Origin of the sequence: Streptomyces sp. CA-179760 (assembly GCF_050937045.1) — a bacterium.
Lineage (GTDB): Bacteria > Actinomycetota > Actinomycetes > Streptomycetales > Streptomycetaceae > Streptomyces.
On sequence record NZ_JBNJLZ010000001.1, the window covers coordinates 4,145,078 to 4,158,755 of the forward strand.

General features: G+C 66.3%; 12 protein-coding genes. 9 read left to right on the forward strand and 3 right to left on the reverse strand.

The window, feature by feature from the left end:
- Positions 1 to 14 precede the first annotated feature (14 nt).
- Positions 15 to 2,000, forward strand: coding sequence for a hypothetical protein (locus ACQEV8_RS18415; protein WP_432961485.1), 1,986 nt, complete (start codon positions 15 to 17; stop codon positions 1,998 to 2,000).
- Here the strand turns inward: ACQEV8_RS18415 and ACQEV8_RS18420 are convergent.
- A protein-coding gene (locus ACQEV8_RS18420) for an IS3 family transposase (protein WP_432972785.1) occupies positions 1,969 to 3,149 on the reverse strand; the annotation gives its coding sequence in 2 pieces (ribosomal slippage) (positions 1,969 to 2,862 and positions 2,865 to 3,149; 1,179 coding nt in all). The two genes, ACQEV8_RS18415 and ACQEV8_RS18420, sit on opposite strands and share 32 nt — an antisense overlap.
- 110 nt (positions 3,150 to 3,259) lie before the next feature.
- Between ACQEV8_RS18420 and ACQEV8_RS18425 the strand changes: the two genes are divergently transcribed.
- From ACQEV8_RS18425 to ACQEV8_RS18445, 5 genes are all read left to right on the forward strand, one after another.
- Entirely contained in the window at positions 3,260 to 3,835 is a 576-nt protein-coding gene (locus ACQEV8_RS18425) for a hypothetical protein (protein ID WP_432961487.1), read from the forward strand.
- An 83-nt stretch (positions 3,836 to 3,918) separates the two neighbouring features.
- Positions 3,919 to 4,611 (forward strand): hypothetical protein, encoded by a 693-nt coding sequence (locus ACQEV8_RS18430; RefSeq protein WP_432961488.1) that lies wholly within the window; start codon positions 3,919 to 3,921, stop codon positions 4,609 to 4,611.
- 437 nt (positions 4,612 to 5,048) lie between these two features.
- The gene (locus ACQEV8_RS18435; protein WP_432961490.1) at positions 5,049 to 5,405 is read left to right on the forward strand and encodes an effector-associated constant component EACC1; all 357 of its coding nucleotides are present in this window, start codon (positions 5,049 to 5,051) and stop codon (positions 5,403 to 5,405) included.
- Between the two features lie 49 nt (positions 5,406 to 5,454).
- Entirely contained in the window at positions 5,455 to 8,166 is a 2,712-nt protein-coding gene (locus ACQEV8_RS18440) for a caspase, EACC1-associated type (RefSeq protein ID WP_432961492.1), read from the forward strand.
- Positions 8,167 to 8,728: 562 nt separating this feature from the next.
- Positions 8,729 to 9,787, forward strand: a complete 1,059-nt coding sequence (locus tag ACQEV8_RS18445) for a hypothetical protein (protein WP_432961494.1) — start codon at positions 8,729 to 8,731, stop codon at positions 9,785 to 9,787.
- 361 nt (positions 9,788 to 10,148) lie between these two features.
- Here the strand turns inward: ACQEV8_RS18445 and ACQEV8_RS18450 are convergent, their stop codons facing one another.
- Positions 10,149 to 10,802 (reverse strand): DNA-binding response regulator, encoded by a 654-nt coding sequence (locus ACQEV8_RS18450; protein WP_432961495.1) that lies wholly within the window; start codon positions 10,800 to 10,802, stop codon positions 10,149 to 10,151.
- An 85-nt stretch (positions 10,803 to 10,887) separates the two neighbouring features.
- Between ACQEV8_RS18450 and ACQEV8_RS18455 the strand changes: the two genes are divergently transcribed.
- From ACQEV8_RS18455 to ACQEV8_RS18465, 3 genes are all read left to right on the forward strand, one after another.
- Positions 10,888 to 11,730 carry an aldo/keto reductase gene (locus ACQEV8_RS18455; RefSeq protein WP_432961497.1) on the forward strand — a complete coding sequence of 281 codons (843 nt, stop codon included), beginning with the start codon at positions 10,888 to 10,890 and terminating at the stop codon, positions 11,728 to 11,730.
- A gap of 26 nt (positions 11,731 to 11,756) precedes the next feature.
- Positions 11,757 to 12,383, forward strand: coding sequence for an NAD(P)-dependent oxidoreductase (locus ACQEV8_RS18460; protein WP_432961499.1), 627 nt, complete (start codon positions 11,757 to 11,759; stop codon positions 12,381 to 12,383).
- An 82-nt stretch (positions 12,384 to 12,465) separates the two neighbouring features.
- A complete protein-coding gene (locus ACQEV8_RS18465) occupies positions 12,466 to 12,942 on the forward strand; it encodes a tautomerase family protein (RefSeq protein ID WP_432961501.1) in 477 nt (158 codons plus the stop codon).
- Positions 12,943 to 12,969: 27 nt separating this feature from the next.
- Here ACQEV8_RS18465 and ACQEV8_RS18470 read toward each other — a convergent pair whose 3' ends face one another.
- Positions 12,970 to 13,554 (reverse strand): TetR/AcrR family transcriptional regulator, encoded by a 585-nt coding sequence (locus tag ACQEV8_RS18470; RefSeq protein ID WP_432961503.1) that lies wholly within the window; start codon positions 13,552 to 13,554, stop codon positions 12,970 to 12,972.
- Positions 13,555 to 13,678 lie beyond the last annotated feature (124 nt).

Below are 13,678 nucleotides of genomic sequence, written 5' to 3' on the forward strand. Positions count from 1 at the left end.
AGGACGGCAACAATATGACCTTCGATGACAGCCGTACCGGAGAGCGCCCGCAGCAGGCAGTGCCTCCGTCCAAGGAAAAAGACGGCCGGGATGACGAGCAGCCGACAGTCCGGACATATCCCACGCCGGCGCCGCAGAATGCGGGCCCCGGACAGCCTGCCAGCCTGACCGAGCTGCTGCCGCCGCCTCCCGTGCCGCCCAGCATCACTGGCTTGACCACACCGCCGGCACCCGGAATATCAGCAGAGACCAGGGCCGCCGTGAGCGCCTCTGACGCTGGCTTCCCACGGCGGCCATCGGCGGGAATACCGACGCCAGACGCGGTTGAGGCAGTCGGACAGGCCGCCGTGCTGCAACGGGCCTTCAACAACTATGGCGAGCAGATCGGCACGAAGTACGTGTACGAGCAGACTCTCGATTCGCACGCTCCGATCTCGCCCGAGTACCTAGCCGTAGTCCGCGAGGTATACGCCGAGCCCCATCATCGTGAGGGGCGACTGGCGCCGAGTCCTTTCAAGCAGGCTCTTGAAGTCCTACGTGCGGCAAGCTCCGTGCTGGTCATCAGCCGCCCGCCAAACAGCAGCCGGACCTTCACCGCCTACGCGTTGTTCGCTCATCTCCTGGACGACGGCGTCATCACCGAGGTGCGGCCCCTATCCTTCGGCGGCTCCAAGTACTTCCCGACCAGACGCCTGCCGCACGACCGCCATTGTGGCTACCTACTGGAACTTCCTCCCGACGAAGATGACTTCGCAGTCGACGACTCCTTCGGAGGAAACCTCAACAAACTCGTCGAACGGCTCCAGCGACGTGACTGCCGACTGATCGTCCTCACCCGCCCCGAGCAGTGGAGGCGCATCAGCCACGGGGCGCCCCCCGGGGTCGCTCCAGATCTGGGAGTAGTGCGTCCGCGCGACATCGGCGAACGGTGGCTTCTGGCACAGGAAGCCGACTTGCCAGCTGCCACGTGGCTCGATCACAAGAACATCAAACCGCTCATTGGCAGCCAGGCCCCGACCGATGTGCTCAACCTCGTATACCTCATGCTGGAACAGCACCGGGCAGCCCAGTCAGCCGCCCCTGCTGACGCCGCCCCGGAACAGACGCTCAGGCAGAAGCAAGAAAGTTCTCCTCGCCTGACGTTCGAGAAACAGGTGTCCAACGTGGTGGCCGCTCACAGCAACTGGGAGGACGCGCTCTATCTCTGGCACGAGCCCGAGGGACGCGCCCGTACCAGTTTCGAACGCAACTTCCTGCTGGCTGCGGCTGTTCTGCGCGGCGATCCGGTCGGCCATGTGTATGCCAAGGCCGCGGAGCTCACCCAACAACTCGACGACGTGCCCGTCGAGGTGGAGGGACAGCGGGAACCCGGGGTGATCGCCATGACGAGGGCAGTCGAAGCACGACGCGAAGACGACGGCACCCTCACCTTCACTCGCCCGCACTGGGACGATGCCGTAATCGAGTACTTCTGGAACGATCGCCCCCTGGCTCGCACCACTTTCCTCGGGTGGCTCGCACATGCGCCCGTCAGCGATACAAGCGCGAGCAAGGAAGCACTGGAGATCATCAGCAAGGACGGCCGACTCGCCTTGGCCGAGCGCGTGGGTCAGTTCGCTCTGAAATGGGCCGTTCGGCATCGTCGCCAGACTCCGCTGGAGCGGATCGTCGAGGAGTGGTACAAGCACGGGACGACCAAGGAGCTGTGGCCCCTCGCCGTTGACCTCCTGGACTCCGCGGCCATCCATGCCGCCAGCGCGCCGTACATCCATTCCATGCTGCTGGCCTGGTCGAGTCGGAGCCAGCCCCACCTGCAACGCGTCGTTATAGAGGTCTGTACAGGCGCGTTCGGTCGCCGGCATACAGCCAAGGCGCTGCGTCGGCTCAGAAATGTGGCCGCGCAAGGTCGTCCTGACGTGATCGACACGCTACGTGAGGGACTGCTGCATGATCGGGTGACAGCGGGGTTTATGCAGCCAAGGCTGCGGGTGGGGTCATGATGGTCTCGTACTCGACGGGGGTCAATCGGGCCAGGCGTTTCTGCCTCCGGCGTCGGTGGTAGGTGCGCTCGATCCAGGTGACGATCGCGATCCGCAGCTCCTGGCGGGTGGCCCAGGTACGGCGGTCGAGGACGTTCTTCTGCAGCAGCGCGAAGAAGCTCTCCATGGCCGCGTTGTCGCCGGCCGCACCGACCCGGCCCATGGAGCCGACCAGGTCATGACGTGCGAGCACGGACACGAACTTCCGTGAGCGGAACTGCGATCCGCGATCGGAATGAACAATGCATCCGGCGGCCTGACCGCGACGGGCCACCGCGGATTCAAGGGCCCGCACCGCGAGGCTGGACTTCATGCTGGCATCGATGGAATAGCCCACGATGCGGCCGGAGTACACGTCTTTGACCGCGCACAGGTACAGCTTGCCCTCGCCGGTGGCGTGCTCGGTGATGTCGGTGAGCCACAGCCGGTTCGGCCCGGCTGCGGTGAAGTCGCGCCGGACCCGGTCATCATGGACAGGCGGCCCGGCCTTGGCGTTCTTGCCCCGGCCTCTTCGCTTGCCGAACGCGCTCCACCAGCCGTTGTCCCTGCAGATCCGCCAAGCGGTCCGCTCGGCCATCGCCTCACCGGCGGCCCGGGCCTCGTCGAGCAGGAACCGGTGACCGAACTCGGGATCGTCTCGATGCGCGTCGAACAGCGCGTCGGCCCGGTATGCCTCGGCGAGCTCGGTATCGGTGACCGGACGGGCCAGCCACCGGTAGTAGGGCTGGCGGGCCAGCCCGAGCACCCGGCACGTCACCGCCACCGGCACCCGATGAGGGGCAGCGGCGGCGGCCAGCTCGCGGACGAGCGGGTACATCATTTTGACGGCAGGTTCGCCTGCGACAGATATGCCGCAGCCCTCCGCAGCACCTCGTTCTCCTGCTCCAGCAGCCGGATACGCTTGCGGGCCTCGCGCAGCTCGGCCGACTCGCCCGACGCCGTCGCGGGCCTGGCGTCCTCGTCGGTTTCGGCGCGGCGCAGCCACTTCGACAGCGTGATCGGGTGGACCCCGAAGTCGGCGGCGATCTGTTCCAGCGTGACGCCGGGCTCACGGTTGCGCGCGACCCGCACGACGTCCTCGCGGAACTCCTTCGGATACGGCTTGGGCACTGCAACATCCTTCCAGGCCGCCTCTCGGCAAGCCAGGTCAGGTGTCACTTATCCGTGCAGCAGTCCCTGAGGCGGTGCGGGTCCTCTGGGAGGACGCCACCGTACGGCAGATGCTGTTCGGGTACGTCGTCGATTGGTGCAAGTCAGAGAAGACCAGCCAGACCGTCGGGCACCGCACGTTCAGCGCGCTAGCCCTGAACTCCGCGCCCGAGGCATCTGGCCTTCCTCCGCTCCTCCAAGCCATGGCTGAGGACAGCCCCGACGAGGAGGACGCCTTCCGCCCCACTGTGCAAGGGCTCGTGATCGGCTGGCGCACCCTGCTCCGCCAAGCCGCAGGGCCGACAGGGGAACGAGACCTCGACAAGGCCGTCTTTGCGTGGCTCGATGCAGCGTTGGAACGGTACGACCTCAAGTCCGTTGTCTTCGAAACCCTGCGCCAGACCGTGAACGTTCCGGGGGCCGAAGGGCCGACGCTTCGCGAAACTCTGCGCACCTCTGCTCAGTGGTGGGTTCAGGGACAGGACCGCCCCTACTCCAATGAGAAGGAAGACCTCAAGCGCGAACTGTCCGCCCTGCTCGACCAGGACCTCATCGCCCGCCGCAATCAGCCGATCGGGTCTCATCCCTCGTTGCCAGGTGCACCAGGTGATGCGTCCCCGGCCGATGCGGAGGCCGACGCCGCATGAGACGCCGTCCCACCAAGGCACCTTCCCGTACTGCAGAAGACCAGGCCAGCTGGACATCCGTCTTCACGGACTGCCTCAGGAGCATGGATCCAGTACTGCGCTTCACCACGGAGATCCGGGTGATCTGGCGCCGCGCCAGCGTTACCGTGCCGGCGAATCGGCATACAGCACCACGCCTTGTGAGAAGGGAGATCGAGAAGGCTGCCGAACGCTGTGACGTCCTCCGTCCCGGAGCCGCCGAGCAGGACATCACCGCTGCCATCCAGGCACAGCTGCCTCTCGCTGCCGAGGGTGTCGTGGTCACCGAGGTCCAAGTCCACATCACCGTGGAGGACGCCGTCCGGGAGGCTGCTCTCCGCACCGAACACCTGCGGCAAGAGTGCCAGCGGCAGGAAGAACGCATACGACGCGACCACGAGCTGGACGACCTGGCCCGACGGCAGGTCCGGGCACGCGAAGCGTTCCTCCGGGAGGAGATCCTCGCCAACCCGGCAGCTGTCCGCCTATACGGACTGCTGGAGGGAGCGTCGAAGCACTGGACCCGACTCGGGGGCCCGCCGGCGGGCACTGACCTCGAAGACCTGGTGCGCGAGGTCCGGCAATGGCAGCCGGGGGAGCAATGGGTGACAGTCGCCCAGCTACTCCACGGCTTTGTCGCAGGCCTGACAGAGGAAGGGCGCAAGGAGCTGCTCACGATCCTTGCCGATGCTGTCCGGGCCTTCGGCGACGAGAACACGGCCCACCGTCTCGCCCTTCTCTCGGACGAGGTTCGGTGAAGCGCGCTGCGCTGCGCTGGGCTCTTGATCCCGTCACGAGTTCGCTGGCTCTGTGGCTCCGTGTACGAGAGCGTGGCCGTTTGTCCTATGACGCCGCCTGGCGCCTTGCCCGAGTCATGCGCCATCCGGATGAGATGGGCTACCGCCTTCACGGGCATCGCAGTGACGACACGTAGTCGGGATCGGTCTCGCGTCTCTCTTGGCATGCCCGAGGCAGGTAGCCCCCGCCGGAACTGATTCAGCACATATGAGGCCGGGAAACCCAGTGAACGCGCGAGAACTGAGGGAGGGCGTTTTCCCAGGTCAGGCGCCACGAAGTCGACATTTCCGAAGGTCATGCCCTGCTCGATACGCCGAAGCTCCAGTCCGTCAGGAACCGGGGGCGTCGACTCCGACGTCTGTGGACCATGAACGCAGGGGGCGGAACGGGAGGGATCATGCGGGTTCAGATCGGTGTTGAAGGCGTGAACGACCGTGAGCGAGAAGCCGAGCTGAGATCTCTGCACAGTTGGCTTCATTCGGACCGGCAAACGAGGCGCCTCACGGCCCCGCAGTTAGGGGCAGTGAACCCACCCGTACCAGGAGCACAGGGGTCGGTGATCGATGTCCTCTCACTTGTGCTCGGTTCAGCCTTTAACGCCGCGACATTGACTCTGAGCCTAATCAGCTGGCGCGCCACACGACCGCAACAGCCCATCCTGACGGTTCGCCGACCCGACGGAACAACCGTCGAGATCAACACCGGCTCGCCAGAGGAGGCACGCGTTCTCCTCGAACGGCTCGGGCTCGACTAGGCGCGGCCGAGTAGTGGACCATCTTCCCTGCCCTGAACGTTCACGGGCCGTGCTCGTCGGCACCAGTAGCTACTCCCACCTGGACGATCTGCCCGCCGTGCAGGCCAACGTGCCCGCTCTGAGGGCGTTGCTGTGCGGGCCCGACGCCCCGTTTCGAACGGAGAACTGCGCTGCCCTGGTTGACCCGGCCACCACCGTCGAGGTGTCGAAGGCCGTGCAAAAAGCAGCACGCGAGGCGACCGACACACTGCTCATCTACTACGCCGGGCACGGTCTCCTCGACGACAAGGGTGACCTGCACCTGGCCGTACCTCAGAGCGACAATGCTTCCGTCTACGACACGGCCGTCCCCTACGACTGGATCAGGCGCCCCATCGAGTCGACCGGAGCGGCCCGCCGCATCGTCATCCTGGACTGCTGCTACGGCGCACGGGCGTTCGGCGTCCAATCCGAGTCGGTCATCGACCTCGCGGAGGTGGACGGCACCTATGTCATGGCCGCGGCGAGAGAAACGGCCGTAGCTCTCTCCCCGCCAGGGGAGACCTTCACGGCCTTCACCGCGGAACTCATCGAGACCTTGAGCAAGGGCGTGCCGGGTGCGGGCGAGCTGCTCGACCTCAACGTAATCTTCCGAAATGTACGGGGCCGCCTGAAGGCCCGGAGCCGACCCACGCCGCTGGACCTGGACCGCAACAGCCTGGGCGCCACCCCCTTTATCCGTAACAGCGCCTATGTGCCTACGGAGCCCCCGAGTGATGCACAAAACGACATGCTGCATGTCCTGGAGTCGACGCCACGCACTGCGACAATCGCCCAGCTAGTGACATCGGTGAGCCTCCTGAGCGAGAAACGCACGGCCACCGCTGGCGACCTCGTCCGTACAGCTCTCCAGGTACGAGCAGTCGCTGAACTCGCCCCGTTTCTGGCTGCTCTCTTCGAGGCCGGCCTTCGTGCTCCAGCCGAGGCCGCGCTGCCGACCCTGTTCCTGACCCGGCCCGTGGAGGAAACCGCTCATCTAGTAGACCTGCTACACGCAATGTCCGCGGACGAGTGTGTGGTCAGTCTGTTGCAGCTTTCCGTGCGGTTGCAGCCGACCCAGCAGGCTGTCCAGTTTGCCGAGGCTCTGTGCGGAGCGGACCTCACCGAACACGCCCGAGTGCTCCTCACGGGTTTCGCACTGACAAGGGACGTGGCAGAGACTGTCCAGCTGATGCAGGAACTGGCCCATGCCGAGTTGACCGATCTGCTCATCGAAGTAGCGCGATCCGTCTCCGAGCGCCGCGCGGCCTCCGACGTCACGGCGTTGTTCCTGCCACTGTACGTGGACGGCATGCAGGACACTTCGGCCCTCCTTTCCCAGATCGTCGCGGAGAGTCGCAGCGCCATCGATGCCGCCGAGATGATCTCTGCCCTCGTGCGGGAAGGGTACGAACACGAAGCACGGCAGATATTCGCGGTCGGTATGAGCCAACGCGGCCCCGACTACCTGGCGGAACTGGTCGCGGCCTTGCAGTCGAAACGGCTCCTCGAAGCTGCTGCCACTGCCCGGTTCCTGGCAGTACAACGCTGGTCCACAGAGGAGGTCTCTCAGTTCATCGCGCACTTGTTGGCAGTGGGCCAGCATCAGCACGCGCTGGAGGCAGCCGTGGACACAGCGCGGGCGCGGACGGTCGAGGAGTTCGCCTCCATCACCTCGCACCTCACCCAACTGATCGCCGACCAGGCCATGGGAGAGCTGCTCGACGACGCGGCCCGAGCATGTTCGTCCAACCAGGCCGCCTATTTGGTGACCAAGCTAGAAGCCGCAGGGCAGGACGGACCGGCGGACCGAATCTTCTGGTTGAGCCTCCACCGCCCCGCAGGCCACGCCGCCGGAATGCTCCGCCACCTGGATCATGCGGGATCACGATTTCTCAGCGACTCCGAGCTTTCCGATCTCTCGCAGACCCGCCCGCCCAGTGACCTGGCCCGGCTCGCCGTGGCGTTGGAGCGTTCTCTTCCACACAAGGCGGAACTGCTGCTCAGCGTTACCGGACGCCCCGTCCACCAAGTGGCCACGACGGTGGACAGCCTGGAGAAGGCTGAGGCCAACACCCTGTCCAACAAGGTACTCAGGGCAGTCGCCACCGAGTGGAGCATGACGGCGCAGGCACAGCTCGTTATCGAGCTGGAGGAGCGTTCGCAGATCGGTTGCGCCCAGTACCTGGAGCAATGGGCCTCAGGTCAGAAGGACTTCGCCGCCGCCCTGCGCACCGCACGGAAGCGGACCAAGCCCGCTGAGCCCTTGTGGCCGTGGTGGCCACGGCAGCGCTTCGCCTACCAGCCATCAGAGCACACGCACGTGATGTACGTCGTCAAACGCGACGAAACCGTCTCTGACATTGCCAAACGCTATGGCGTGCGTCAGGCGGGCATCCTCGACGAGAACGACCTTCGGATCCCGTACACCATCCGCGAGGGACAGGTCCTGAGCATCCCCCTCCAATCCGACCGCAGGCACTTCATGGTCCCGGCGTTCCCACGGCGCCTTGCGCCCGGTCGCATCCACGCGAACGTCGTACAGTTGCAGAGACTTCTGAAGCGGGCCGGGTACCTCGAACAGCTCGTTGTCGAGAGCGATCACTACGGCCCCAAGACCTGCCAGGCGGTCGCCAGACTAAACCGGGAGCACCTCCTGGGCCGGCCCCCCACCCCTAACGATGATGCACGCATCACGCACAAGGGTTGGGACATCGTGTACCGCCTCGCCAGAGGTGGGTGAGGGGAAGAGCCTCTCGTTCTCCCCTGGCTCGACGCTTCAGCTAAGCCGGGGCCTGAATGACGATTCCGTGATCCCGTGGCAATCTCGGCGAACCTTACGCCAAGATCAGGACGGTCGCCTCCTCCCTGCGCCAACGGCACAGGCGGCCAAGTTTTTTTTGGATGGTGCCATGCCAGACGCCCTACAGTCGCTATTTTCGCAGGTCAAATCCCGTCCAGGGAAAACGCCTAAAGCGGGTGTCGAAGGTTCGGGTCCTGCCCGGGCACAGAGAAAGACCTGACTAGGGGCCATCGCCCGGCGGACGGGAGAGGCCACCGTCCGCCAGCCCGTCCTGAGCAGGGCGAACTAGCCGGACGCATACTCCTGGACGTCCTGCGCGGCAAGGAGACCGACCAGGACGTCGTCGTACCTACCCAGCTCGTCATCCGAGGCAGCACGGCACCACCGCATTCGTGATCGCGACCGCGCCATGTTCGCGTGCGAATCGAAGAGGCGGTTGGGGAGAGCGATGTCAGTGGTCGTCCGTAGCGTGGCGGTACGAGAACCTCGGGAGGCTACGGGCATGAATGCGAGCTACTACCGCAGTCAGCTGGAACGCAAGAACAAGGCACGCACTGACGCGGAGAAGAAGGCCGGCGAGTATCGCCGTAAGGAGGCCGACAAGCGCGCCGCCGCTGCGAAAGCTCGCACCTCTGCCGCGAAGTCGAAGAACGCCGGCACGGCGCGGAGCAAGCTCCGGGAGGCGGACAGGTACGAGGACCAGGCGAACACTGCGGCTCGTGACGCTGCCTCCTGGAGCGCCAAGGCCGCGAAGTACGGAAAGGGAGCAGCAGACCTGCAGGTCAAGCTGGCGAAGGCAGAGCAGGCCGAGCAGAAGGCAGCCGAGCGGGCGCGTCAGCGTGAGCAGAAGGAGGCCGAGCGTCGGGCAACGGCCGAGCGTAAGAAGATCCAGGGCCGCCTGGCCACGACCGAAGAACAGGTCGGCATCGTGTTGCGGCAACTGCGGGAGCCGAAGCCGGAAAAGCTGCGCGTGCTGATGCTGGGTGCCGCATCGGAAGGCGACTTGCGGGTAAGCCGCGAGCAGGCGCGTATTCGGACAGCGGTCGAAAGAGCCCTGCACCGCGACCTCGTCGAGTTGGACGTCCACCCTGCCGCTACGACAGAGCATCTACTCGACGGCCTCGCCAGGTTCCGCCCCCACGTGGTGCACTTCTCCGGCCACAGTGACACCGATCTGATCGTCTTCGAGCAAGACCTCGACGAGCCTCACGAGGGCGCGATCGTTACAGATCGGGCCTTCGCAAGCGCCATCAAGGCCACCGACGACCCGCCGCTGCTGGTCCTGTTGAACTCCTGCCACTCCGCCGCCCAGATCAAGAACTTGGTCGAAGCTGTGCCCTTCGCCATCGGCATGGCTGACGAGATCGGCGACGGCGACGCGATCACGTACGCCGCTCGGTTCTACGCCGCTGTCGCCGACGGCCAGTCGGTCCGGGCAGCGCATAGCCTGGGCCGAGCGGCCGTGGAACTCGCTGGTTTGCCGGACCACGAACTGCCGACCCTCGCATGCGCGGCAGACGTCGACCCCAGCACCACCTTCCTGGTCAAGCCGCCTCAGTGACCGGCCATGCCCCCGAGGTGGGCGGCGCTTCAGCTGCGGCTGGTGGACTACCCGCGAGAGGGCACATCCAGGGCACATGAGCCTGGGAAATGACGCAGATTAGTGAGAACTACCGCGAGTAGTTTTCGCTGGTCAGCGCACATATCGCCTGGAAACCCCAGGTCAACACCCCGCCGCTCCCAATCGCTGCACGAGTGAGAGATAGGAACGTGCCAGGTGGCGCTGACCCGCACGGACAACACCACGGGCACGAACAAACGCCAGCGGTCACTGCTGTACAGCAATTACAACGCCTGTAGGGGATGGTGGTCGACTACGGCTGCCCACGGCTGTGGCTGAGCGTGTCGGTTGATGGCGGCGATCACCCGCGGATCAGGCCCAACTCGCCCGCGCGTACTCCGGCCTGGAAACGGGAGCCCGCGTTGAGGGTGACGAGCAGTTCGGCGACCCGGCGGCGGTAGGTGCGCAGAGACATGCCGAGTTCCCGTGCGGCTGTCTCGTCGGTGGCGCCGGAGGTCAGGGCGCGCAGGACCCTGCCGGTCTGGGCGTCGATCAGGGGCCGTTGCGGACTGAGGAAGGCCGCGAGGTCGGTCGCGCTCTCCCAAGCGGCTTCGAACAGCGCGTATGCCCCGTCGACCAGGGCCGGCGCGGCGCTCATGGTGTACGTGCGATGTCCGCGGGCCGTCGGGGCGGACGTCATGGGGCTGGTGAAGATCATGGTTCGCCGGTCGATGAAGAAGGTTCCCCGGGACATCGGGGTGCCGGTGATCCTGATCCGCATACCGTGGGCGGCCATCTCGTGCAGGGCTTCCCGGTCGCGCTCGTCGGCGAGCACGGCGGGGCTGTACAGCTTGCGGGCCTGAACCGCCCCGTCACGGCGCATCGTCAGGCGGGCGGCCTCACGCGCGCCGGGCCAGGTGTCGAGGTCGCGGGCGACGTTGACCCATTCCGCGTCGTGGGACTCCGTCAAGGGCTTGATCCGCGCCCAGAGCTCAACATCACCGCGAAGCGTCATGACCTGTGGCATACGTCCATTGTGCCGGTGGCAGCAAAATGCCACGGGCTCGTCGGCCGGTGCCGGGCCTTGCAGGCTCAAGGCCATGAGCAACAGATTCCGCATCGGCGGCGACCTGGACGTCAACCGGCTCGGCTTCGGCGCCATGCGCCTGCCGTCCAAGGCCGGCATGGGCGGTCCCGCCCGTGACCCCGAGGCCGGCCGTGCCGTACTACGGCGCGCCGTTGAACTCGGGGTCGACCACATCGACACCGCCGACTTCTACTTCAGCGCCGGCGGTGCGGTGCGAGCGAACACCCTGATCCGTGAGGCCCTGCACCCCTACCCGTCCGGCCTGGTCATCGCCACCAAGGTGGGCCCCGTCATCGGCCCCGACGGCCTCTCCCACGGCGCCCCGGCCGACATGCGCGGCTTTGTCGAAGCCAACCTCGACGGCCTGGGCGTGGATTGTCTCGATCTGGTCTACCTGCGCATCGGCGCCATGGAACCCCCGCACGGTGAGTCCCTCGTCGAGCGCTTCGAGGCGCTCGCGGCGCTGCGTGAGCAGGGCCTGATCCGTCACCTCGGCCTCAGCAACGTCGACACCGGTCATCTCACGGAGGCTCGCGCCATCGCACCTGTCACTGCCGTGCAGAACCATGCCGCCCAGGGCGACGAAGCCGACCTCCTGGCCGCATGCGAGGAGTCCGGCATCGCCTTCGTGCCCTTCTTCCCGGTGGGTGGCGGTCGGGAACTCGACGACGAGCGTTTGGCCAAGGTGGCGGCCCGGCACCGCGCCACCGTCCCTCAGATCGGCCTGGCCCGGCTACTGGCCTCGTCGCCGGTGGCCCTGGCCATCCCGGGCACGGGGTCCCTCTCCCATATGGAGGAGAACATGGCTGCCGCCGCGATCACCCTCACCGACGAAGACCTCGCCGACCTCTCCTGAAATCGCCCACGGAAGAAGCCTCCATCATGAAGCTGCTGATCCTCGGTGCGACCGGTCCCACCGGTCGTCATGTCGTCGACCTGGCCGTGCGATCCGGCGACTCGGTCACGGCCTTCGTCCGCAATCCGGCGGCCCTGGGTGACCTGGCCGAGCAGGTCACAACGGTTACCGGCGACGCCACCTCGCACCGCGACCTCGCCTCCGCGGCAGCCGGGCACGACGCGATCGTCTCCGCGCTCGGCAGGGGCAATTCGGTACGCGCCGACGGCCTCTTCACTCGCGCCTCTACGGCGGTGATCGGCGCGGCCGGAGAAGCGGGTGTCTCCCGTCTGGTGTGGCTGTCCTCGTTCGGTGTCGGCCACACCTTCGGCTGGTCGAGCAGCGCGCAGAAGCTGATCTACGGCACGCTGCTGCGGTCGATCTACGCCGACAAGGCGATCGCGGACGAGAGCATCCGCTCCAGCGGACTGGACTGGACCGTCGTGTACCCCACCAGGCTGACCCACGGCCCCGCCAAGGGCACCTACCGGGCGGACGACCGGCTGCCGATGAAAGGCAACCCGACGATCAGCCGCGCGGACGTGGCCGCCTTCCTGCACAAGGCGGCACAGGGCAGCGAGTGGATCCACCGCACCGCCGTGATCTCCGACTGAACGCTCACACCGCCGTTTATGACAGTCGTTATAGGCGGGTGTAGTCTGCCAGCGTCTATAACGACTGTCATAGGAGGATGTTGTGACGATCATTACCGTGAACGCCCCGAAGGGGCGCCTGGGCCTGGAGCAGCGCCGTGAGCTGGCCGAGACGCTGACGGACGCGGTGCTGGTGCCCGAGGTCGGACAGCCGGCTCCGGCCGCCCGCGTCGGGTTCCAGGTGCACTTCGTCGAGCGCGAGCAGGACATGATGGCGATCGGCGGACGGCTGCTTTCGGACGCCGACCAGGAACTCGACGTGATGGTGATCGACATCGCAGTCATGGACGCCGCCTGGCAGCCGGACGTACGAGCCCAGGTCATCGAACGTGTCCTGGCCGCACTGGCGGCGGCCTGCGGACTGCAGAAGCCGGCACCGACGTGGTGGGTCAACTTCCGCGTGATCGACGAGGGCAGCTGGGGCTCGTCCGGGGGCGTACTGTCCGTCCTCCCGCTCCTGGACAGCGGGGTGTTCACGGAGGAGAGGATCAAGGCCGTCCGCGCCGCGCTGGGCGCCTGAAACCCAAGACGTCGAGCGCGGGCCGGCTCAGTCCTTGATCGTGGCGAGGATCAGCGCCTGTAGTTGCGCCGCGGTGCGGTCGAGGGGTTCGATGCTGCGCTTGGCGCGGCACATGGCCACGGTCCCCTCTACAGCGGCGACGACGAGGGTGGCGAGCTGTGCCGCCTGCTCGCGCTCGGCGCCGTGCTCGCGCAGCGAGTCGGACAGCAGGCTCTCCCATGCGGTGAAGACGTCGGCGGCGGCCACCACGGCGGGGGGCGTCTCGTCCGTGGACGGCTCCTCGATGGAGACGGCGAGAACCGGGCAGCCCGCCCTGAAGTCACTGTCGACGACGATCTTGCGCCACAGGGCAAGGAACGCCCGCAGCCCGGCGACCGGCCCCGCCTCCAGCTCCTTGCGCAGACGGCGCGCGACCCACTCACCCGTGTAGCGGACGGCCTCGGTGGCCAACTGCTGCTTGCCTTCAGGGAAGTAGTGGTACGTCGAGCCGAGCGGCGCCCTGGCGTGCTTGGCCATCTCACGGATGCTCGTCGCGTTCAGACCGCGCCGGCTGATCATGTCGGCCGCACCGGCCACGATCCGCTCGCGCGCCGCCGGACTGGACTTGGTCACGTACACGATCCCTTCCGACCCACTGGATATAACGACCGTCATAGTCTAGCGTGACCGTCGCTTATAACGACTGTCATAGACCTGTGGCGTCGAGCGAAGAGTCGAACGAAACGAAGAGAGGTAT

Coding starts and splice junctions, on each gene's coding strand:
- ACQEV8_RS18455 (WP_432961497.1), top strand. CDS start 10,888: ATGAGCAACAGATTCCGCATCGGCGGCGACCTGGACGTCAACCGGCTC.
- ACQEV8_RS18435 (WP_432961490.1), top strand. CDS start 5,049: ATGCGGGTTCAGATCGGTGTTGAAGGCGTGAACGACCGTGAGCGAGAA.
- ACQEV8_RS18415 (WP_432961485.1), top strand. CDS start 15: ATGACCTTCGATGACAGCCGTACCGGAGAGCGCCCGCAGCAGGCAGTG.
- ACQEV8_RS18445 (WP_432961494.1), top strand. CDS start 8,729: ATGAATGCGAGCTACTACCGCAGTCAGCTGGAACGCAAGAACAAGGCA.
- ACQEV8_RS18450 (WP_432961495.1), bottom strand. CDS start 10,802: ATGACGCTTCGCGGTGATGTTGAGCTCTGGGCGCGGATCAAGCCCTTG.
- ACQEV8_RS18430 (WP_432961488.1), top strand. CDS start 3,919: ATGGATCCAGTACTGCGCTTCACCACGGAGATCCGGGTGATCTGGCGC.
- ACQEV8_RS18425 (WP_432961487.1), top strand. CDS start 3,260: ATGCTGTTCGGGTACGTCGTCGATTGGTGCAAGTCAGAGAAGACCAGC.
- ACQEV8_RS18460 (WP_432961499.1), top strand. CDS start 11,757: ATGAAGCTGCTGATCCTCGGTGCGACCGGTCCCACCGGTCGTCATGTC.